This is a genomic window from Streptomyces sp. NPDC091279 (genome assembly GCF_044757465.1).
Lineage (GTDB): Bacteria > Actinomycetota > Actinomycetes > Streptomycetales > Streptomycetaceae > Streptomyces.
In genome coordinates, this window is record NZ_JBIVVA010000010.1 from 64,400 (window position 1) to 84,442 (window position 20,043).

A 20,043-nucleotide genomic window follows, 5' to 3' on the forward strand; every position below is an offset into this window, starting at 1 on the left:
CGAGGAAACGCGGCAGACAGTAGCCCCGTGACAGGGGGTCTACCAAAGACCGCCGTGCGCACACACAGTGACGCCCCGCCTCTGACGCAGGTCATCGGCGGGGCGTGGGGTCAGCGACGGCTCACGGGATTCGCCCGTTCGGGCGGTGTGTCGCCCGGGAAGCCGGTCGCCGGCGGGATCAGATCCGGACGCCGAACTGGAACGGCATGTTCCCGATCGACTCGTACCGGACGACGGTGCCGGTGCGCGGGGCGTGCAGCACCTGGCCGTTGCCCGCGTAGAGGCCGACGTGGTGCTGGTCGCTGTAGAAGATGACCAGGTCGCCGACCTTGAGGTCGTTGACGTTGTAGATCCGTGTACCGGCGTTGGCCTGGGCCTGGGAGGTGCGCGGGATGGTGACGCCGGCCTGGGCGTAGGCCCATGAGGTCAGGCCCGAGCAGTCGTACGAGGACGGGCCGGTGGCGCCGTAGACGTACGGGGTGCCGATCTTGGACTGGGCGGCGGCGAACGCGGCGCTCGCGCGGCCGGAGGCGGAGCCGGTGTCGCCGAGGTCGACGCGTTCGCTGGAGGAGCGGCTGGCGCGGGCGTCGGCGGCGGCGAGGGCCGCGCGCTCCTTCGCCGTCAGGGAGTTGAGCAGCTTCTGCGCCTCGCCGAGCTTGCCTTGGACTTCCTTCTTCTTCTTGCCCAGTTCGGTCCGGGTGGAGGCGAGGTCCTTGAGCTTGTCGGACGCCTCGGCGCGCTCCTGGGACAGCTCGCGCTGCTTGTCCTGGATCTTCTTCAGCGCCTCGACCTGCTGGCTGCTGAGCTGGTCGGTGGCGGACGCCTTGTCCAGGTAGTCGTCGGGGTTCGACGACAGGAACAGCTGGAGGGAGGGGTCGATCGATCCGGAGCGGTACTGGGCGGTGGCCGCCAGGCCTATGGAGTCACGCAGCCCGTTCAGCTCTTCCTGGCCGCGGGCGACGTTGTCCTGGATCGTGGAGATCTCCTTCTGGAGCTTCTCCTGCTTCTCCTTGGCGCCGTTGTACTTCTCGGTGGCCTGCTCGGCCTGCTCGTAGAGCTTGTCGACCTTGGACTTGACCTCGTCCTTGCTCAGCTTCTCGGAGGGTGCCGCGTTGGCGGCCTGGGAGCTGAGGACAACCGCCGCTGCGGCTGCGGTGGTGAGCACGGTCACCCGAGCGCGGCTCGGCTGCTTCGGTCGACGGTGGGACGCCACGGACGCGGGCTCCTTCATGTGAGTGATCACCCGTATGGAGGTTCGAGCCCAGACCCTAGTGATGTTTCTGTGATCAGTTCAAATCCCCGAGGGGAAAATGTCGGTCACGGCCCGCATTCTTTGCACTCAACTCACATGCAGTAATGCTCAATTGACGCTACGTTGCGTGACGATTCCATCAATTCGGGCATTAAACCTGTTCATCGACGTTTGAGACAGGCACCCGGAGGCGGGGTCAGATGAGGCGCTTGAGGAGCATCGCGGAGGCGACCGGACGGGCACCCGCGCGGGCCACCCCGTCGGCCACCTCACGGTCGGTCGAGGCGACGATGACCGGACGCCCCGGCGGCTCGGCGCGCACCAGCTGGCGGATCAACTCGTCGGCCGTGACGCCCGGCTTGGAGAACAGCACCCGCACCCCGCGCGGCGGCGCGAGCAGCACCGGCGAGAGCAGTTCGGCGCCGTCGAAGACGCAGGTGACCTCGGCGCCGGTCTGCGCGGCGAGCTGCGAGAGCTGGCCGAGCAGCCGCAACCGCTGCTTCTCCAGGGGCATCTGGGGGTAGCCGGTCTTGGTGACGTTGTAGCCGTCGACCACCAAGTGCGCCTGGGGCAGCGCGAGAAGCTGGTCGAGAACGGCCGGATCGTGCTCGGACAGGGCCCGCGCCGCGATGTCCTTCGGGGTCATCCGCCCCGGCTCGACGGCGTCCACGGTCTCCGCGGGGCGCTGCGAGACCGGCGGCAACGCCAGCTCCCTGCGCAGCCCCTGAGCCGCCTCCAGGACCGTGTCGAGGAGCAGCCGCAGCCGCATGTCCTCGACGCTGCGCCCCTCGCGGGCGGCCTTGCGGGTGGCCTCCAGGGCCGCTTCCGCCTCACCGAGCCGCGCCTTCAGACGCCGGGACTCGCTCTCCGCTGCGGACACCTGAGTCTGCCCCTCGGCCCGCACCGCCTCGCTCTCGGCCCGCGTCCGGCGCAGTGCCGCCTCGCCGCGCTTGACGTCGCTGTGGGCGGCCCGGAGCTTGCGGTGCAGGGACTCCGCTTCCTTCCTGGCCGCCTCCAGCTCGACGCGCAGGCGCTCGGTCTCGGCCCGGGTGTGCTCCCGGGCGGCGGCCAACTCCTCGCGCAGCCGCTCCAGTTCGGCCCGGCTCTCCTCGTCGGCGCGTTCGGCGTCGGCCCGCTGGGCCTCCTCGCCGGCCGCCGTGACGAGCTTGACCCAGTCGGTGGGGCGCAGCACATAGGCGGCGGCGGCCACGTCCAGCGGGTCGGCGGCGGGCGGCGGGGCACCGCTGTCGAGGGCGGCGGCCAGTTCCGGCTGCGCCTCCCTGAGCTTCTCGCCGATGCGCTGGCGGAACAGCGGGTCGGTCTCCAACGCCGAGGCCATCGCGTTGCCCGCGAACTTGGCCCGGCGGTTGGGGGCGAACCGGGCGTACTGCCGCAGCTGCGCGGGCAGCTCGGCGACGGTCAGCCCGCCGAAGCCGTCCGCGACGATCTGGACGACCCGTCTGCGCACGCCGTCGGGCAGCGGACGGTCGAGCACCTCGGCGGCGCCGTCGCCCGGCTCCCCGCCTGTGGTCTCCACCATCCGTCACACCCCAATGCGTGTGCGGGGCCCGCTCCGTCAGGAGTCGGCGCCCGGCCTGTCCACGAGTTCCACCTGGTCCACCGCGTTGCACCAACGGCAGCGCACCGACTCGATGGTCTCACTGACCACCTCGCGCTCCTCGACCTTCGGCTCACCGGCGAGGTCGAGGTGGACGTACTCCACGACCTTCGAGGAGCGGGTCACATCGAAGCGCGTGAGGTTGCCACAGAGCGTGCAGCGCCACCGCGTCGAGGCGGTCGGCAGGGGAACCGTCATCGTCACTTTTCGCTTTCCTTCTCGTCTCCGTGACGCACCAGCTTCTCCGGGGCGTGTCGCGGTAACCCTACGGCCTGCGGGGGAGTCGCCGCCCGTCTGTCCACGGCGGCGAGGCGGTATCGCCCGATGCATCCGGTTACGTCATGCTCTGTAGTCATGATCAGCAACTGGAGCACGACGGTCGGCAGGGCGGCCGGCCTGGCCCGCAGACCCTCGGCGCCGGTCACCCATGGGCTGATCGCCCTGTGCTGTCTGGCCTTCGCGATGAGTCCGGCGTCCGGTCTCGACCCCGGCTACGGCACCGGTGACGCGCTGCTCGCCGTCCAGCAGCGGTACTTCCGGCACTGGGGTGTCGTACCGGCACAGCTGTTCGTCTGGTCCCCCAGGGAGGCGCTCACCCCAGCGACCGCGCTGTTCGTGCACGGCAGCTGGGTGCATCTGCTGGGCAACATGCTCTTCCTCTACGTCTTCGGGGCGATGACCGAGGCCCGCATGGGACGCCTCCGCTTCACCCTCTTCTACCTGGGCTCCGGCTACCTCGCCCTGCTCGGGTACGCCGCCGTCAACGCCTCCTCGGAACAGTCACTGGTCGGCGCGTCCGGGGCGATCTCTGCGGTGCTCGGCGCGTTCCTGTTCCTCTTCCCCCGCGCCCGGGTGACCAGTCTGCTGCCGTTCCTGTTCTTCCTGCCGCTGCGGTTTCCGGCGTGGCTCGTGCTGCCGTTCTGGGCGGGGTTGCAGTGGCTGGCGGCAGGCCAGGCCGACGACGGCCCAGGCGTGGCCTACCTCGCCCATCTCATGGGGTTCGGGCTGGGGTTCCTCTTCGCGTGGGTGGGGTGCCGGCGGACTAGAGTGAACGACGTCCCCGTTCCGGCCCCCGAGGGAGAGAACCAGCCGTGATCACCGCGATCGTGCTCATCAAGACCAGCGTGGATCGGATTCCCGAGATCGCGGAGACGGTCGCTTCGCTGGAGACGGTGAGTGAGGTGTTCTCCGTGACCGGGACGTATGACTTGATCGCGATGGTTCGGGTGCGGCGGCACGAGGATCTGGCCGATGTGATTCCGGGGCGGATCAGCAAGATTCCTGGGGTGGAGGCGACGGATACGCACGTGGCGTTTCGGACGTACTCCCAGCACGACCTGGAGGCCGCGTTCGCCATCGGGCTGGACTCCTGAGTCCCCTCGGGTGGGGTCTTGAGTCACCCCGGGTGAGGGGGCACGGCGCGTGCGGGGCGGGACGCGTGTGCGGCTGACGGTGCGTGCGGGGCGCGACGCGTGTGCCGGGTGCGGTGCGTGTGCGGCTGACGGTGCGTGCGGCGCGACGCGTGTGCCGGGTGCGGTGCGTGTGCGGCTGACGGTGCGTCGTGGCTGGTCGCGCAGTTCCCCGCGCCCCTTGGTTGGCTGGACTTGGCGGCGTCGCCATGTGCCGTCGGGACGCCGCCGGGTTGGCAGGCCTGGCGGCGTCGCCCTGTGCCGTCGGGACGCCGCCAGGTTGGCTGGACCTGGCGGCGTCGCCATGTGCCGTCGGGATGTCGCCAGGTTGGGTGGGTTGGCCTGGGGTGTGGTGCGTCGTCGGGGTCAGTTCACTGCTGGGACGCAGCGGCCGTTTTCTGTGTGGTAGGTCCAGCGGGCGCCGTTGGTGACCAGTTCGCGGACTGCGGCCACGAAGCGCTCGATGTGCTCGTCCGGGGTGCCCGCGCCGAAGCTGACGCGGATGGCGTTGAGGGACTTCTCGCCGGGAGACGCCTCGGGGGCGCCGCACTCGCCCTGGGACTCGGGGGCCGTGCCCAGCAGGGTGCGGACCAGCGGGTGGGCGCAGAACAGGCCGTCGCGGACGCCGATGCCGTACTCGGCGGAGAGCGCGGCGGCGAAGTGCGAGCTGTTCCAGCCGTCGACGACGAAGGAGAGCACGCCGACCCGGGGCGCGTCGTCGCCGAAGAGGGACAGCACCCGCACCTCGGGCACCTCGGCGAGCCCGGCCCTGACGAGGTCGACGAGGTGGCGTTCGCGGGCGACCAGGGTGTCGAAGCCGGCCTCGGTGAGCGCCTTGCAGGCGGAGGCGATGGAGTAGGCGCCGATGACGTTCGGGGAACCGGCCTCGTGGCGGGCGGCGCTGTCGTGCCACTCCACGTCCACTCCCCCGTCCTCGCGCCGGGAGACCTTGCGGCTGGCGCCGCCACCGGCGAGGTAGGGGTCGGCGGCCTGGAGCCAGTCGGCGCGCCCGGCCAGGACGCCGGAGCCGAACGGGGCGTAGAGCTTGTGGCCGGAGAACGCGACCCAGTCGACGTCGAGGTCCCGCACGGAGACCGGGTGGTGCGGGGCGAGCTGGGCGGCGTCGAGGACGATGCGGGCGCCGTGGGCATGGGCGGCGGCGGCCAGTTCACGCACCGGCCACAGCTCGCCGGTGACGTTGGAGGCGCCGGTGACGCAGACCAGGGCGGGGCCGTAGGGGTCGCGGGCGGCGAGGGCGCGCTCCAGGGTCTCGACGGCCTGGTGCGGGGTGCGCGGGGCGTCGAGGTAGCTGACCCGGGCGTCCTTCCAGGGCAGCAGCGAGGCGTGGTGCTCGGTCTCGAAGACGAAGACCTGGCAGTCGGCGGGCAGGGCCTGGGCCAGCAGATTGAGGGAGTCGGTGGTGGAGCGGGTGAAGATCAGCTGGTCGTCGGCGCGGCAGTCGAGGAACTCCGCGACCGTCTCGCGGGCCTTCTCGAAGAGGTCGGTGGAGAGCTGCGAGAGGTAGCCGGCACCCCGGTGGACGCTGCCGTAGTAGGGGGCGTAGGCGGCCACGTCGTCCCAGACCCGCTGGAGGGCCGGGGCGCTGGCCGCGTAGTCGAGGGCCGCGTAGCCGACCTCGCCGCCGGTGACGAGCGGGACGGTGACATCTCGGCCCAGAACCGGCAGCGGGGTACAAATGGCCTGGTCGACGGCGGCGGTGGAGACAGACATGGCGAACTCCTGTGAGAAGCAGGGGGAACCACCGTGTGAGCGGCTTCGGCTCGAACACGGGGCGGAAAGAAAAAGGGGTGTGCGGAGGCGGGGCTCGACGCCCTAGCGCATTCGCTTGCTCACAGGATGCTCCTCGACGACCAGGACCCCTGGTGGTACGAGGGGTCCGCGCTTGCCGTGGACCTCGCTGCCCACGGCCTGGTCTTCACCCGGGGCACCCCGCCACGGACGGAGGGTTGCCGGACAGTCGGCCGGGGCCTCATGACTGTCACTCATGACCTGCGGAAAAACGTACGTGAAGTGATCGGGGTCCCGCAACCCGTGTCCGGATCGCGGGACCGCGACGGTGCTCCGTCAGGCGTTGCTGGCCGCGACCCAGCGTTCCAGGGCCCGCCCGGCGGCGCCGGAGTCGATCGAGTGGGCCGCCTTGGCCATCCCGGCCCGCAGCCGTTCCGCCAGCGGCCCGTCCTCCGCCTCCAGGGCGACCAGGGCCGCCGCCGAGTTCAGTACGACGGCGTCCCGCACCGGGCCCGTCGCGCCGTCCAGGAGCCTGCGGGCGACGTCCGCGTTGTACGCCGGGTCGCCGCCGCGCAGCGCCTCCACGGGGACCAGGTCGAGGCCGACGTCCCTCGGGTCGAAGCGTTCCTCGGCGACCTTGCCGTCACGGACCTGCCAGACGCGGGAGGTGGCCGTCGTCGTCAGCTCGTCGAGCCCGTCGTCGCCGCGGAAGACCAGGGCGGAGTTGCCGCGCTCGGCGAGGACACCGGCGACGATCGGGGCCATCCGCGGGTCGGCGACCCCGACGGCCTGGGCCCGCACCCGGGCCGGGTTGGTCAGCGGACCCAGCGTGTTGAAGACCGTGCGGATGCCCAACTGGCCGCGGGCGGCGCCCACATGACGCAGCGCCGGGTGGAACTTCACCGCGAAGCAGAACGTGATCCCGGCCTCCTCGGCGACCTGCGGGACCCGTTCCAGGGACAGGTCGAGGTTGACGCCGAGCTTCCCCAGCACGTCGGACGCCCCGGACGCGGAGGACGCGGCCCGGCTGCCGTGCTTGACGACGCGGGCGCCCGTGCCGGCCACGACGATCGCCGACATCGTCGAGATGTTCACCGTCTTCGCGCCGTCGCCGCCGGTGCCGACGATGTCGACGGTGGGGCCCGGTACCTCGATCACATGGGCGTACTCGTACATCGTGCGGACCAGGCCGTTGATCTCCGCGACGGTCTCGCCCTTGGCGCGCAGCGCCACCGCGAACCCGGCGATCTGCGCGTCGGTGGCCTCGCCGCGCATGATCAGGTCCATCGCCCAGGCGGTGTCGTCGGCGCTCAGGTCGTGGCCGGCCAGCAGGCCGTTCAGCAGGGCAGGCCAGGAACGGCCCGCCGCGGTGTCGCCTCCAGCGGGGGTCACAGCGCTCATCAGCCGCTCCTGGTCGTATCTCGAAGAGTCGTCGGGAAGGGTCGGTACGAGAGCCACCCTATCCAGCGCCGGGTACGGCGAAGGGCCCCCGTCCGCTGAGCGGACGGGGGCCCTTCGGTCGTCGTGTGGCGACGTGGTGATCAGTGGTGGCCGTGGCCGCTGGTGATCTCCTTGTACTCCTCGACCGTCGGCTTCGGAATCTGCGACTCCGCGCCGTAGTACGACTCGCTGAGCTTGGCGCGCAGCTTCTCGGTGCCCTTCACCTTGCGCTCGACGCCGTTCTCGTCGACCGTGCCGCCGATCTCCACCGGGCGGTACTGCTCGTGCGCGGTGAGGGTGTGCAGCGCGTCCTGGCTGAGCGGCTCGTGCACCTCGATGAACTCACCGTGCGGCAGCCGCTTGATGGTGCCGGTCTCGCGACCGTGCAGCACCTTCTCCCGGTCCCGGCGCTGAAGGCCCAGGCAGATCCGCTTGGTGGCGATGAAGACGAGGACCGGCACCACGAAGAAGCCGACGCGCACGAACCAGGTGATCGCGTTGATCGACAGGTGGAAGTGCGTGGCCCAGAGGTCGTTGCCACCACCGACGAGCAGCACGAAGTACCAGGAGATCCAGGCGGCGCCGAACGCGGTGCGCGTCGGGGCGTTGCGCGGACGGTCCAGGATGTGGTGCTCGCGCTTGTCGCCGGTGACCCAGGACTCGATGAACGGGTAGACCGCGATCGCGACCAGGACCAGCGGGAAGATGATCAGCGGGACGAACACACCCATGACGAGGGTGTGGCCCCAGAAGTTGATCTCCCAGCCCGGCATGAAGCGGATCAGGCCCTCGGAGAAGCCCATGTACCAGTCGGGCTGGGCGCCGGTGGACACCTGGTCGGGACGGTACGGGCCCAGGGCCCAGATCGGGTTGATCGAGGCGATCGCCGAGACGACCGCGATGACGCCGAAGACCAGGAAGAAGAAGCCGCCCGCCTTCGCCATGTACACGGGCAGCAGGGGCATGCCGACGACGTTGTTGTTCGTCTTGCCGGGGCCCGCGAACTGGGTGTGCTTGTGGTAGAAGACCAGGATCAGGTGGGCCACCATCAGGCCCAGCATGATGCCCGGCAGCAGCAGGATGTGGATCGAGTAGAAGCGGGCCACGAAGTCGCCGCCCGGAAACTCGCCGCCGAAGAGGAAGAACGACATGTACGTGCCGACGATCGGCACGGACAGGATCGCGCCCTCCATGAAGCGGACACCGGTGCCGGAGAGCAGGTCGTCGGGGAGCGAGTAACCGGTGAAGCCGGTGAACATGCCCAGGACGAACAGCAGGAAGCCGAAGAGCCAGTTGACCTCACGCGGCTTGCGGAACGCACCCGTGAAGAAGACCCGCATCATGTGCACGAACATGCCGGCGAGGAAGATCAGCGCGGCCCAGTGGTGGATCTGCCGGATGAGCAGACCACCGCGCACATCGAAGGAGATGTGCATGGTCGAGTTGAACGCCTCGGACATCAGCTGTCCCTGCAACGGGACGTAACTGCCGTGGTACTCCACCTCGTTCATCGACGGGTGGAAGAACAGCGTCAGATACACACCCGTGAGGATGATGATGATGAAGCTGTACATGCACACTTCGCCCAGCATGAACGACCAGTGGTCGGGGAAGATCTTGCGCATGTTGGTCTTGGCGAGGGAGTAGATCCCCAGCCGCCCGTCCGCCCAGTCGGCGACACGCTCGCCGGCCGGTGCCTTGCCGCGGCGGGCCTCGGTGTTCTCGTTGGTGCTCATCCGCGCTCCCAGAATGCAGGACCGACGGGCTCCTGGAAGTCGCTGAGCGCTTCCAGGTAGCCCTCGTCGTTCACGCCGATCCGCAGCTGCGGCAGGGCGTGACCGGCGGGACCGAAGATCACTCGGGCGCCGTCGGAGAGGTCGAAGGTGGACTGGTGGCAGGGGCACAGCACGTGGTGCGTCTGCTGCTCGTACAGGGAGATCGGGCAACCGACGTGGGTGCAGATCTTCGAGTAGGCGACGATGCCGTCGTGCGACCAGGAGAGTTCGCGCTTGTCCTTGATGTCCTCCGGCTGGATACGGACGATCATCAGGGCGGCCTTGGCGATCTCGGTCTGGAAGTCCTCGTCGTGCTCCTCCAGGCCCTCGGGCTTGGCGAAGGTGAGCGAGCCGACCGCGACGTCGGAGGCGCGCAGCGGCTCGTTGGTGTTCATGTTGACGAGCAGCTTGCCCTTGGACCACAGGGTGTGCCGGAGCTTGGTGCCGGGCAGCGGGCCCAGGTCGCGCAGCAGCATGACGCCGGAGAGCGGGAACAGGGCCAGCGCGCCGAACATCGTGGTGCGGATCAGCTTGCGACGGCCGATCACGGACTCCTTGGCACCCTGCTTGAAGTCGGCCAGCACCTGGGCCTTGACCTCGGGCGGGGCCTCGATCGGGTGCCGCTCGGCGGCGACCTCGACGTCGGACATCAGGGTGCGGGCCCAGTGGACCGCGCCCGCGCCGATCGCGAACAGCGCGAGGCCGAGGGTCAGGCCCAGCGCGAAGTTCAGCGCGTTGATGTGCCCGATCGGGAAGACGTAGATCGCCTTGTCGTGCGGGATCGTCACATAGGAGGCGATGAAGCCGACGGTCGCGAGCATCGACACCGTGAACAGCAGGGCGACCGCGCGCTCGGACCGGTTGGCGGCCCGCTCGTCGATGTCCTGGATGCGGTGCTCGTGGGGCGGCAGTCCCGGGTCGGCGAACGGGTTCTTGTCGTCCGCGACGCCCACCGCACCGTGCGCGTGGCCCTGCTCTGCGGGCAGGTTCTCTTCTGGAATGTCTTGGCTACTCATGACTTCTTGGCCTTTGCGGTCCGAGCGGCGACCCAGACGGCGACCGCGATCAGGGCACCCAGTCCGAAGATCCAGGCGAACAGACCTTCACTGACCGGCCCGAGGCCGCCCAGCTCCAGGCCGCCGGGGCTCACGGTCTCGTCGCCGTTGACCGCGTTGACGTACGCGATGATGTCCTTCTTGTTCTGCGCGGTGAGGATCGTGTCGTTGAACGACGGCATGCTCTGCGGGCCGGTCTGCATGGCCTCGTAGATGTGCTTCGGGTCGACGCCTTCGAGCGTCGGCGCGAACTTGCCGTGCGTCAGCGCACCACCCTTGCCGGTGAAGTTGTGGCACTGCGCGCAGTTGGTGCGGAACAGCTCGCCGCCCTTGGCGATGTCGGCACCGTCGGCCCCGTACTGGGACTTCGTCGGGATGGCCGGGCCGGCGCCGAGAGCGGAGATGTACGCGGCGAGCTGGTCGATCTCGGCCTGCGTGTAGATGACCTTCTTGCGCGGGATCTGCGCGCCGGGCTGCTGGGCCGGCATCCGGCCGGTGCCGACCTGGAAGTCGACGGCGGCGGCGCCCACGCCCACCAGGCTCGGACCGTCGGAGGTGCCCTGACCGCCGGTTCCGTGGCAGCTGGCGCAGCCGACGGAGAACAGCTTCTTGCCCTCGTCGATGGCAAGGGACTGGGCGGTTTCATCGGCCTGCGCCTTGCTCGCGGGCGCGAACACGGCGTACAGCCCCCCGGTGGCCGCCAGCGCGAGGAGTAGGACGACGACGGCCGCCAGCGGATGGCGTCGTCGTGCGGAGAGCTTTTTCACGGATTACCCCGGTGTCAGGATCTTCTGCGTCGATGCTTCTGGAAAGTGCGCCTCGGGTGCGCGCGTGGGAATCGGGCCCGGCTACTTGATCATGTAGATCGTCGCGAAGAGGCCGATCCAGACGACATCGACGAAGTGCCAGTAATAGGACACGACGATCGCCGCGGTTGCCTGCTCGTGCGTGAACCTCTTGGCCGCGTACGTCCTGCCGAGCACGAACAGGAAGGCGATGAGGCCGCCCGTCACGTGCATGCCGTGGAAGCCGGTGGTCAGGTAGAAGACCGAGCCGTACGGGTCGGAGGAGAGCGAGAGCCCGTCCTTCTTGACCAGCTCGGTGTACTCCAGGATCTGACCGCCGATGAAGATCGCACCCATGATGAAGGTGACGATGAACCATCCCCGGAGCTTCTTCACGTCCCCGCGCTCGGCCGCGAAGACGCCGAGCTGGCAGGTGAGGGAGGAGAGCACCAGGATCGTCGTGTTGGTCGCGGAGAACGGGAAGTTGAGATGGCTCGCCATCTCCTTCCAGTGATCCGGACCGGTCACCGATCGCAGGGTGAAGTACATCGCGAAGAGGGCCGCGAAGAACATCAGCTCGGAACTCAGCCAGATGATGGTTCCGACGCTGGTGAGGTTCGGCCGGTTGACCGACGGGTGCGCGTGCCCGGTTTCTACTGTCGTTGCTGTCGCCACGACCGACATTATGTCGGTCGCTTATCCCGCCCTCACTCCCGGGGGTGCCGTTCGGAGTGTCCGTACCTCGTGTACTGCCCGGATGGCCCATCGAAGCCCTGTTCCCACAGGTGTTGACGGGGTGTTCAAGGGAGTAGCATCCGGCGCATCGGTCCTGTCCGTACGACGCTGACGTCTCGGAGGAAGAATGCAGCCGACTGCCACGGTGTTGGTCTACAGCGATGACTCCACCACCCGCGAACAGGTCCGGTTGGCCACCGGGCGCAGGCCGGCTCCGGACGTCCCGCTGGTGGAGTTCGTGGAGTGCGCGACCCCGGCCGCCGTCCTCAAGGAGCTGGACCGGGGCGGCATCGACGTGTGCGTCCTGGACGGCGAGGCGGTGCCGATGGGCGGCATGGGGGTGTGCCGGCAGATCAAGGACGAGATCTTCCGGTGTCCGCCGGCGCTGGTGCTGATCGGGCGTCCGCAGGACGCGTGGCTGGCCACCTGGAGCCGGGCCGACGCGGCGGTCACTCTGCCGGTGGACCCGGTGGAGTTCGCCTCCGCGCTCGCGTCCCTGTTGCGGGAGAAGAGCGCGCTCAGCGCCTGACGGAGCGCGGCGGCCCGTAGTCGGTGACTGCGGGCCGTCGTCGCCTCGCGCGCTCCTCACACGGCTGTCGGACGCAGCCGGGCGGCCTCCTCGGGCCGGGGCCCGTCGGGCTTGCCCGCCACCAGGGCGCTGCCGTCCCGCCATTCCTTCCAGTCGAGGTTCCAGTCGCCGTAGCCGTTGCCGAACGGCTCCATGTCGTCGCCGTAGGAGTTGACGACCTTGACGACGTCGCCGTCCTGGACGTTCTCGTAGAACCACGCGGCGTTGCCGGTGCTCATGCCGGTGCAGCCGTGGCTGACGTTGGCGGAGCCCTGGGACCCCACCGACCAGGGCGCGGCGTGTACGTACTCGCCGCTCCAGGTGACCCGGGTGGCGTAGTACACGGGCAGGTCGTAGCCCTCGGAGGAGCCCGAGGAGATGCCGACGGTGGTGCCGCGCATCCGTACGAAGTACTCCTTGCCGAGCACGACCTTGACGCCGTTGCGGGTCTCGAAGCCGGGCTTGCCGGTGGTGACGGGGATCTCGTTGATCTCCTCGCCGTTCTTGTAGACCGTCATGGAGTGCGCGGCGGCGTCGGTGACGGCGATGACGCGGTCCCCGGTGGTCAGCTTCAGCGGCTTGGTGCCGGCGCCCCAGAGGCGGTCGCTGATCTTGACGCCGTCCAGTTCGCTGCGGACCTGGATGCTCGCGTGGGCCGGCCAGTACTCCTTGGGCCGGTAGTGGAGTTCCTTGTCGTCGACCCAGTGCCAGGCGCCCTGCGTCGCGGGCTTGGACTCGACCCGCAGGGCCCGTTCGACGATGGCGCGCTGGGCCTTGTCCTTGACGGGCTCGCTCAGTTCGGCGGTGACGGGCTGGCCGACGCCGTACTCGCCCGCGTCCGGTCCGAACTCGACGTTCAGCCGCTTCTTGGTGGTGGGCTTGCTGGTGTCGAAGGTGAGGACCTTGCGGCCGGGCGCCCCGTCGTCGTTCTCGGTGCTCACGCGCACCGTGTAGCGGGCGTTGGCGGCCAGCGGGGAGGTGGAGTGCCAGCGGGTGCCGTCGGCGCTCAGTTCGCCCGTCACGCGGCGGCCGGTGGCGTCGGTGGCGGTGACGTCGGTGATGCGGCCGTCGTCGTGGGACGCCGTCACCTCCAGGGGCTTGTCCGGGTTGGCCTTCTTGGGGCCGCCGGTCACGCCGTTGAAGGAGATCTGGTCCGACGCGTCGTACGGCTTGGTGGACAGCGGGTCGCCGTCGCTGCCGCAGGCGGTGACGCCCGCACCGAGGGCGATCACCAGCAGCGTGCAGCTGACGGTGGTGCGGGCGCGCGGGTGCGCCGGTCTCAAGTGGGTCATGAGGTCACGCTAAGGAGTCGCGTCAGCTCCGGCGCGTCAGGTAACTCGGACGAGTGACCGGCGGTGCGGCAAAAGCAGGAGCCCGGACTCTCCTGACGGAGTGTCCGGGCTCACCGACCTGGTACGCGTGTTACTGCGTGCGGCTCTCACCGCGGTAGTACTCGAAGACCCAGCCCCACAGGCCGAGCAGGATGAGCGGCGCCGAGAAGAACAGCAGCCACCAGCCGATCGCCACCCCGAGGAAGGCGAGCGCGCCGCCGACCGCGAGGGAGAGCGGCTGCCAGCTGTGCGGGCTGAAGAACCCGATCTCGCCGGCGTCGTCCGCCACGTCGGCGTCCTTGTTGTCCTGCGCGCCCACGTCGACCCGCCGGGCGGTGAAGCCCAGGTAGAAGCCGACCATGATGCACAGGCCGAAGGTCAGGAAAAGGGCCGTGGTACCGGCCGGCTCCTTCGACCACACGCCATAGACGATCGCCATGGCGAGGACGAAGACGCTCAGCCACATGAACATCTTGCCCTGGATCTTCACTTGCCTGCCTCCTTGCCGCCGGCCAGAGCCTTGTCACCGTGCGGCGCGTTCTCCAGCTGGTCGAGGGCCGCGATCTCCGGGTGGTGGAGGTCGAACGCCGGGGATTCGCTGCGAATCCGCGGCAGGGTGAGGAAGTTGTGCCGCGGGGGCGGGCAGGACGTGGCCCACTCCAGGGAGCGGCCGTAGCCCCACGGGTCGTCGACGCCGACCGGCTTGCCGTACTTGGCCGTCTTCCACACGTTGTAGAGGAACGGCAGGATCGACAGGCCCAGCAGGAAGGAGCTGATCGTCGAGATCGTGTTCAGGGCGGTGAAGCCGTCGGCCGCGAGGTAGTCCGCGTACCGGCGGGGCATGCCCTCGGCGCCCAGCCAGTGCTGGACCAGGAAGGTGCCGTGGAAGCCGATGAACAGCGTCCAGAACGTGATCTTGCCGAGCCGCTCGTCGAGCATCTTGCCGGTGAACTTCGGCCACCAGAAGTGGAAGCCGGAGAACATCGCGAAGACGACCGTGCCGAACACCACGTAGTGGAAGTGGGCCACCACGAAGTAGGAGTCGGAGACGTGGAAGTCCATCGGCGGCGAGGCCAGGATGACGCCGGTCAGACCACCGAAGGTGAAGGTGATCAGGAAGCCGGTGGCCCAGAGCATCGGTGTCTCGAAGCTCAGTGAGCCCTTCCACATGGTGCCGATCCAGTTGAAGAACTTCACACCGGTCGGTACCGCGATCAGGAAGGTCATGAAGGAGAAGAACGGCAGCAGCACACCGCCGGTGACATACATGTGGTGGGCCCACACCGTCACCGAGAGGCCGGCGATGGAGATGGTCGCGGCGACCAGACCCATGTAACCGAACATCGGCTTGCGGGAGAAGACCGGGATGACCTCACTGATGATGCCGAAGAACGGCAACGCGATGATGTACACCTCTGGATGCCCGAAGAACCAGAACAAGTGTTGCCATAGCAATGCTCCTCCGTTCGCGGCATCGAAGACGTGCGCGCCGAACTTGCGGTCCGCCTCCAGCGCGAAGAGCGCGGCGGCCAGCACCGGGAAGGCGAGCAGGACCAGCACCGCGGTCAGCAGCACGTTCCACACGAAGATCGGCATGCGGAACATCGTCATGCCGGGGGCGCGCATGCAGATGATGGTGGTGATGAAGTTGACCGAGCCGAGGATCGTGCCGAAGCCGGAGAAGGCCAGACCCATGATCCACAGGTCCGCGCCGATGCCCGGCGAGCGGACCGCGTCGGACAGCGGGCTGTAGGCGAACCAGCCGAAGTCGGCCGCGCCCTGCGGGGTGAGGAAGCCACCGACCGCGATGAGCGAGCCGAACAGGTAGAGCCAGTAGGCGAACATGTTCAGCCGCGGGAAGGCGACGTCCGGGGCACCGATCTGGAGCGGCATGATCCAGTTGGTGAAGCCGGCGAACAGCGGCGTCGCGAACATCAGCAGCATGATCGTGCCGTGCATCGTGAACGCTTGGTTGAACTGCTCGTTCGACATGATCTGAAGACCAGGCCGGGCCAGCTCGGCGCGCATGAACAGCGCCATCACGCCGCCGATGAGGAAGAACGCGAACGACGTCGCGAGGTACAGCGTGCCGATCGTCTTGTGGTCGGTGGTGGTCAGCCACTTGATCACGACGTTGCCTGGCTGCTTGCGCCGGACCGGCAGCTCATCCGCGTAGGTGCCTTCACCTGCCGCGGCATCACCCTGGGGTTCGTTGAGGATGCTCACAGGTTGTTCGTCTCCCGGTTCTTCTCGTGGCTCGTCTGCGCGATGCCGGCGGGAACGTAACCGGTCTGCCCCTTCTTCGCGAGGTCCTTGAGGTGCTGCTGGTACCGCTCGGGGGAGACGACCTTCACGTTGAACAGCATCCGGGAGTGGTCGACACCGCACAGCTCGGCGCACTTGCCCAGGAAGGTGCCCTCCCTGTTGGGGGTCACCTGGAAGGAGTTGGTGTGGCCCGGGACCACGTCCATCTTCATCAGGAACGGCACCACCCAGAAGTCGTGGATGACGTCACGCGAGGTGAGGATGAAGCGGACGGTCTTGCCCTTGGGGAGCCACAGGGTGGGACCCGGGTTGTCCGTCTGCGGGTTGCGGGTGCCCGGCGTGCCGACGTCGTAGACGCCGCCGGCGTTCGCGGGGAACTGCTTCTTGAACCGGTCCGGAATGGCCGCCAGGTTCTCGTCGGTCTTCGCGTTCCCGGTGGAACCCGCCACGGGCTCGATGTAGTTGAAGCCCCAGCTCCACTGGAAGCCGACGACGTTCACCGTGACGTCGGGCTTCTTGTCGAGACTCAGGAGCTTCGACTCGTCGCGAGCCGTGAAGTAGAAGAGCACCGAGACGATGATCAGCGGGACGACCGTGTACAGCGTCTCGATCGGCATGTTGTAACGGGTCTGCGGAGGTACTTCGATCTTGGTGCGACTGCGCCGGTGGAACATGGCGCTCCACAGGATCAGGGCCCACACCAGCACGCCGACGGCGAGCGCGGCGGCCCACGATCCCTGCCACAGGGAGAGGATTCGCGGAGCCTCTTCCGTGGTCGGGGTGGGCATGCCAAGGCGGGGAAAGTCCTTGTATGTGCAACCGGTCGCGGTCACCAGGACCAGGCCCGCGGTCATTGCCATCAGCAGCTTCCGCCGCATCGGGCGCCGCGGCGAGCGGTCGGAGCCGTTGGGACTCACGTAGCGCCTTCCCGAGAGTCTCGCCCGCGCGTGCGGCTGCGGCCTGGCCTTACTCGGTGGTCGGTCGCCGCCCTGCGTCGGGCAGGGGTTTGGATGTTTATGCGGAGCAAACCCTAGCCGACGCCTTCCAGGGGGTCGCGGGGAGGGTGGCATACGCGCCGCCGGTCACTCCGAAGGGGGTTTGATGCGCCTCATAGCTCGCGGGTTGAGGTGATTTGGCAGGTGCGGCGGGGTGGTGGCCGGTCAGGTCCGCGCGGCCCGGCCGCGTCCCGGCACGGCCCCGCGCCGTGCCGGGCGGCCCGCGTCCTACCGTTGCCCCATGGCCTACTTCGACGCCGCGTCCGCCCTGCCTCTCCATCCCGTCGCCCGCCAGGCGCTGTTGGCCTCGCTCGACGAGGGGTGGGCCGATCCGGTGCGGCTGTACCGGGAGGGGCGGCGGGCGCGGTTGCTGATGGACTCCGCCCGGGAGGCGGTCGCGGCGGAGGTGGGGTGCCGGGCGGACGAGTTGGTGTTCACCTCGTCGGGGACGCGGGCCGTGCACGACGGGATCGCGGGGGCGCTGGCCGGGCGGCGGCGGGTCGGACGCCACCTGATCGTGTCATCCGTCGAACACTCCTCGGTGCTCCATTCGGCCGAACGGTGGGCGGCCGACGGCGGTTCGGTCACCGAGGTGCCGGTGGGGCGGTCGGGGGCGGTGGACGCCGGGGAGTTCGCGGGGGCGCTGCGGGCCGACACGGCGCTGGCCTGTCTCCAGTCCGCCAACCACGAGGTGGGCACGGAGCAGCCGGTGGCGGCGGTGGCCGAGGCGTGCCGGGCGGCGGGGGTGCCGTTGCTGGTGGACGCGGCGCAGTCGCTGGGGTGGGGGCGGGTGGCGGGTGACTGGTCGTTGCTCGCGGCGAGCGCGCACAAGTGGGGCGGGCCGCCGGGGGTGGGGCTGCTCGTGGTGCGCAAGGGGGTGCGGTTCGCGCCGCAAGGGCCGCTGGACGAACGGGAGTCGGGGCGGGCCGCCGGGTTCGGGAACCTGCCGGCGATCGTGGCGGCGGCGGCCTCGCTGCGGGCGGTGCGCGCTGAGGCGGCCCAGGAGGCGGTGCGGCTGCGGGAACTGACGGCGCGCATCCGGGCCCGGGTGGCCGAGTCGGTGCCGGACGTGGAGGTGATGGGCGACGGGCAACGGCGGCTGCCGGGCATCGTCACCTTCTCCTGCCTCTATGCCGACGGCGAGAGTCTGCTGCACGAGCTGGACCGGGCCGGGTTCTCCGTGTCGTCCGGGTCGTCCTGCACGAGCAGCACGCTGACGCCCAGCCATGTGCTGAAGGCGATGGGGGTGCTGAGCGAGGGCAACGTCCGGGTGTCGTTGCCGCCGGGGACCGCGGCGGCGGACGTCGAAAGGTTCCTTGAGGTGCTGCCGGGTGTGGTGGCGGCGGTGCGCGCGAAGGCGGACCCGCTGCCTGCCGACGGGGGAACGCCGGTGCGGGCGGGGGACGTTCTGGTGGTGGACGCCCTCGGCAGGCGCTGCCCGGTCCCGGTCATCGAACTGGCCAAGGTCATCGGCGAGGTCCCGGTGGGCGGCACGGTCCGGGTCCTCGCGGACGACGAGGCGGCCCGCCTGGACATCCCGGCGTGGTGCGAGATGCGGGGGCAGGAGTACCTGGGTGAGGAGACGGCGGACCAGGGTGCGGCCTATCTGGTCCGCCGGGTCTCCTGACCGGGCCGATCCGCCCCGGACGGTCCGGTGAGGGTGTCCCCTAGGGGAGCAAGGGCTGTACCTCGGCGGCGGCCTCGTGGCCGTAGGCCTTGGTGAAGCGGTCCATGAAGTGGGCGCGGTGCACCTGGTACTCCTGGGTGCCGACCGTCTCGATGACGAGGGTCGCCAGCATGCAGCCGATCTGCGCGGCGCGCTCCAGGGAGACACCCCAGGAGAGGCCGGAGAGGAAACCGGCCCGGAAGGCGTCGCCGACGCCGGTGGGGTCGGCCTTGCGCTCCTCCTCGGCGCAGCCGACCACGATCGGCTCCTGGCCTGCGCGGTCGATGCGGACGCCGCGGGCGCCGAGGGTGGTGACGCGGTGGCCGACGCGGGCGAGGATCTCCTCGTCGCTCCAGCCGGTCTTGGCCTCGATGAGGCCCTTCTCGTACTCGTTGGAGAAGAGGTAGGTGGCGCCGTCCATCAGGATGCGGATCTCGTCGCCGTTCATCCGGGCGATCTGCTGGGAGAAGTCGGCGGCGAACGGGATGGCGCGGGAGCGGCACTCCTCGGTGTGCCGGAGCATGCCCTCGGGGTCGTCGGCGCCGATCAGCACCAGGTCGAGGCCGCCGACGCGGTCCGCGACGGTCTTCAGCTCGATGAGGCGGGCCTCGCTCATGGCGCCGGTGTAGAAGGAGCCGAGCTGGTTGTGGTCGGCGTCCGTGGTGCACACGAAGCGGGCGGTGTGCAGGGTGTCGGAGATGCGGACCGACTCGGTGTCGACGCCGTGCCGGTCCAGCCAGGCGCGGTACTCGTCGAAGTCGAAGCCTGCGGCGCCGACCAGGATCGGCTTGGTCCCGAGCTGGCCCATGCCGAAGGCGATGTTCGCGCCGACCCCGCCCCGGCGGACGTCCAGGTTGTCGACCAGGAACGAGAGCGAGATCGTGTGCAGCTGGTCCGCGACGAACTGTTCGGCGAACCGGCCGGGGAAGGTCATGAGGTGGTCGGTGGCGATGGAGCCGGTGACTGCGATGCGCACGGCGTGGACTCTCCCGGGGAGGGCGAAGGTAACTTGACAGTTCACGCTATCGGGTCGCCTGGTCCCGCTGAAGTGGACAAAACTACCCGATAGTAGATCTTTCTTGGCAGTCCGGGACGTGTCTACGGTGCAGGTATGACGAACCTGCGGATCGAAGCACCGGCCCCGGCCGATCTGGAAGGCGACCTGGCGTCGCTGCGCGGCGACTGTGCCCGGATGGCCCCGCACTGGCTGGCCCCGGACAAGGTCACCACCCTGCCGGTCTCTCCCGCGCTGATCCTCGGAGTGACGGTACCCGTGGGGTCGGCCCGGCTGATCGACTCGATGGCGGAGTACGGCGACTGAGGCTCGAACGAGCTGCTAGAACGGCTGATTCCCGGTTCCGTGCCCTGGGGGCGCGTTTCCGGGAACCGTGCGCCCCCTT

19 protein-coding genes and 1 riboswitch are annotated in these 20,043 nt (G+C 69.3%); of the genes, 5 read left to right on the forward strand and 14 right to left on the reverse strand.

The window, feature by feature from the left end; translation table 11 throughout:
* Window positions 1–178: 178 nt before the first annotated feature.
* From ACIQOU_RS24920 to ACIQOU_RS24930, 3 genes are all read right to left on the reverse strand, one after another.
* Window positions 179–1,213 carry an NlpC/P60 family protein gene (locus tag ACIQOU_RS24920; RefSeq protein WP_401539126.1) on the reverse strand — a complete coding sequence of 345 codons (1,035 nt, stop codon included), beginning with the start codon at window positions 1,211–1,213 and terminating at the stop codon, window positions 179–181.
* A gap of 235 nt (window positions 1,214–1,448) precedes the next feature.
* A complete protein-coding gene (locus ACIQOU_RS24925) occupies window positions 1,449–2,792 on the reverse strand; it encodes an NYN domain-containing protein (protein WP_401539128.1) in 1,344 nt (447 codons plus the stop codon).
* A gap of 36 nt (window positions 2,793–2,828) precedes the next feature.
* Entirely contained in the window at window positions 2,829–3,068 is a 240-nt protein-coding gene (locus ACIQOU_RS24930; RefSeq protein WP_020137397.1) for a hypothetical protein, read from the reverse strand.
* 156 nt (window positions 3,069–3,224) lie between these two features.
* Here ACIQOU_RS24930 and ACIQOU_RS24935 point away from each other — a divergent pair, with 156 nt between their 5' ends.
* Window positions 3,225–3,965 (forward strand): rhomboid family intramembrane serine protease, encoded by a 741-nt coding sequence (locus ACIQOU_RS24935; RefSeq protein WP_401539130.1) that lies wholly within the window; start codon window positions 3,225–3,227, stop codon window positions 3,963–3,965.
* A complete protein-coding gene (locus ACIQOU_RS24940) occupies window positions 3,962–4,243 on the forward strand; it encodes an Lrp/AsnC family transcriptional regulator (protein WP_401539131.1) in 282 nt (93 codons plus the stop codon). Before ACIQOU_RS24935 ends, ACIQOU_RS24940 begins: the two co-directional genes overlap by 4 nt.
* A 402-nt stretch (window positions 4,244–4,645) precedes the next feature.
* Here ACIQOU_RS24940 and ACIQOU_RS24945 read toward each other — a convergent pair whose 3' ends face one another.
* From ACIQOU_RS24945 to ACIQOU_RS24970, 6 genes are all read right to left on the reverse strand, one after another.
* Window positions 4,646–6,010 carry an aminotransferase class V-fold PLP-dependent enzyme gene (locus tag ACIQOU_RS24945; protein ID WP_401539133.1) on the reverse strand — a complete coding sequence of 455 codons (1,365 nt, stop codon included), beginning with the start codon at window positions 6,008–6,010 and terminating at the stop codon, window positions 4,646–4,648.
* A gap of 163 nt (window positions 6,011–6,173) precedes the next feature.
* A riboswitch (SAM riboswitch) is annotated at window positions 6,174–6,290 on the reverse strand.
* 74 nt (window positions 6,291–6,364) lie between these two features.
* The gene (gene trpD, locus ACIQOU_RS24950) at window positions 6,365–7,429 is read right to left on the reverse strand and encodes an anthranilate phosphoribosyltransferase (RefSeq protein WP_401539135.1); all 1,065 of its coding nucleotides are present in this window, start codon (window positions 7,427–7,429) and stop codon (window positions 6,365–6,367) included.
* A 140-nt stretch (window positions 7,430–7,569) separates the two neighbouring features.
* Window positions 7,570–9,204, reverse strand: coding sequence for a cytochrome bc complex cytochrome b subunit (locus ACIQOU_RS24955; protein WP_401539137.1), 1,635 nt, complete (start codon window positions 9,202–9,204; stop codon window positions 7,570–7,572).
* Window positions 9,201–10,259 carry a Rieske 2Fe-2S domain-containing protein gene (locus tag ACIQOU_RS24960; RefSeq protein WP_401539139.1) on the reverse strand — a complete coding sequence of 353 codons (1,059 nt, stop codon included), beginning with the start codon at window positions 10,257–10,259 and terminating at the stop codon, window positions 9,201–9,203. Before ACIQOU_RS24960 ends, ACIQOU_RS24955 begins: the two co-directional genes overlap by 4 nt.
* A complete protein-coding gene (locus ACIQOU_RS24965; protein WP_401539140.1) occupies window positions 10,256–11,065 on the reverse strand; it encodes a c-type cytochrome in 810 nt (269 codons plus the stop codon). The genes ACIQOU_RS24960 and ACIQOU_RS24965 overlap by 4 nt, the downstream gene beginning before the upstream one ends.
* Before the next feature lie 81 nt (window positions 11,066–11,146).
* The gene (locus ACIQOU_RS24970) at window positions 11,147–11,767 is read right to left on the reverse strand and encodes a heme-copper oxidase subunit III (protein WP_401539141.1); all 621 of its coding nucleotides are present in this window, start codon (window positions 11,765–11,767) and stop codon (window positions 11,147–11,149) included.
* 178 nt (window positions 11,768–11,945) lie between these two features.
* Here ACIQOU_RS24970 and ACIQOU_RS24975 point away from each other — a divergent pair, with 178 nt between their 5' ends.
* Window positions 11,946–12,347 (forward strand): hypothetical protein, encoded by a 402-nt coding sequence (locus ACIQOU_RS24975; protein WP_401539143.1) that lies wholly within the window; start codon window positions 11,946–11,948, stop codon window positions 12,345–12,347.
* Between the two features lie 56 nt (window positions 12,348–12,403).
* Here ACIQOU_RS24975 and ACIQOU_RS24980 read toward each other — a convergent pair whose 3' ends face one another.
* From ACIQOU_RS24980 to coxB, 4 genes are all read right to left on the reverse strand, one after another.
* Window positions 12,404–13,678, reverse strand: a complete 1,275-nt coding sequence (locus ACIQOU_RS24980; RefSeq protein ID WP_401539145.1) for an Ig-like domain-containing protein — start codon at window positions 13,676–13,678, stop codon at window positions 12,404–12,406.
* Between the two features lie 130 nt (window positions 13,679–13,808).
* Window positions 13,809–14,207 (reverse strand): cytochrome c oxidase subunit 4, encoded by a 399-nt coding sequence (locus ACIQOU_RS24985; protein WP_401539146.1) that lies wholly within the window; start codon window positions 14,205–14,207, stop codon window positions 13,809–13,811.
* Complete coding sequence (gene ctaD, locus ACIQOU_RS24990; RefSeq protein ID WP_401539147.1) at window positions 14,204–15,943, reverse strand: cytochrome c oxidase subunit I; 1,740 nt, start codon at window positions 15,941–15,943, stop codon at window positions 14,204–14,206. The genes ACIQOU_RS24985 and ctaD overlap by 4 nt, the downstream gene beginning before the upstream one ends.
* Window positions 15,940–16,899, reverse strand: coding sequence for a cytochrome c oxidase subunit II (gene coxB / locus ACIQOU_RS24995; RefSeq protein WP_401539148.1), 960 nt, complete (start codon window positions 16,897–16,899; stop codon window positions 15,940–15,942). Before coxB ends, ctaD begins: the two co-directional genes overlap by 4 nt.
* A gap of 319 nt (window positions 16,900–17,218) precedes the next feature.
* On the opposite strand from coxB, the gene ACIQOU_RS25000 reads away from it, so the two are divergent.
* Window positions 17,219–18,604, forward strand: coding sequence for a cysteine desulfurase/sulfurtransferase TusA family protein (locus ACIQOU_RS25000; protein ID WP_401539149.1), 1,386 nt, complete (start codon window positions 17,219–17,221; stop codon window positions 18,602–18,604).
* 40 nt (window positions 18,605–18,644) lie between these two features.
* On the opposite strand, the gene ACIQOU_RS25005 is transcribed toward ACIQOU_RS25000, so the two are convergent.
* Window positions 18,645–19,619 carry a carbohydrate kinase family protein gene (locus ACIQOU_RS25005; protein ID WP_401539151.1) on the reverse strand — a complete coding sequence of 325 codons (975 nt, stop codon included), beginning with the start codon at window positions 19,617–19,619 and terminating at the stop codon, window positions 18,645–18,647.
* A 135-nt stretch (window positions 19,620–19,754) separates the two neighbouring features.
* Between ACIQOU_RS25005 and ACIQOU_RS25010 the strand changes: the two genes are divergently transcribed.
* Window positions 19,755–19,964, forward strand: coding sequence for a hypothetical protein (locus ACIQOU_RS25010; protein WP_401539152.1), 210 nt, complete (start codon window positions 19,755–19,757; stop codon window positions 19,962–19,964).
* The last annotated feature ends 79 nt before the right edge of the window (window positions 19,965–20,043 follow it).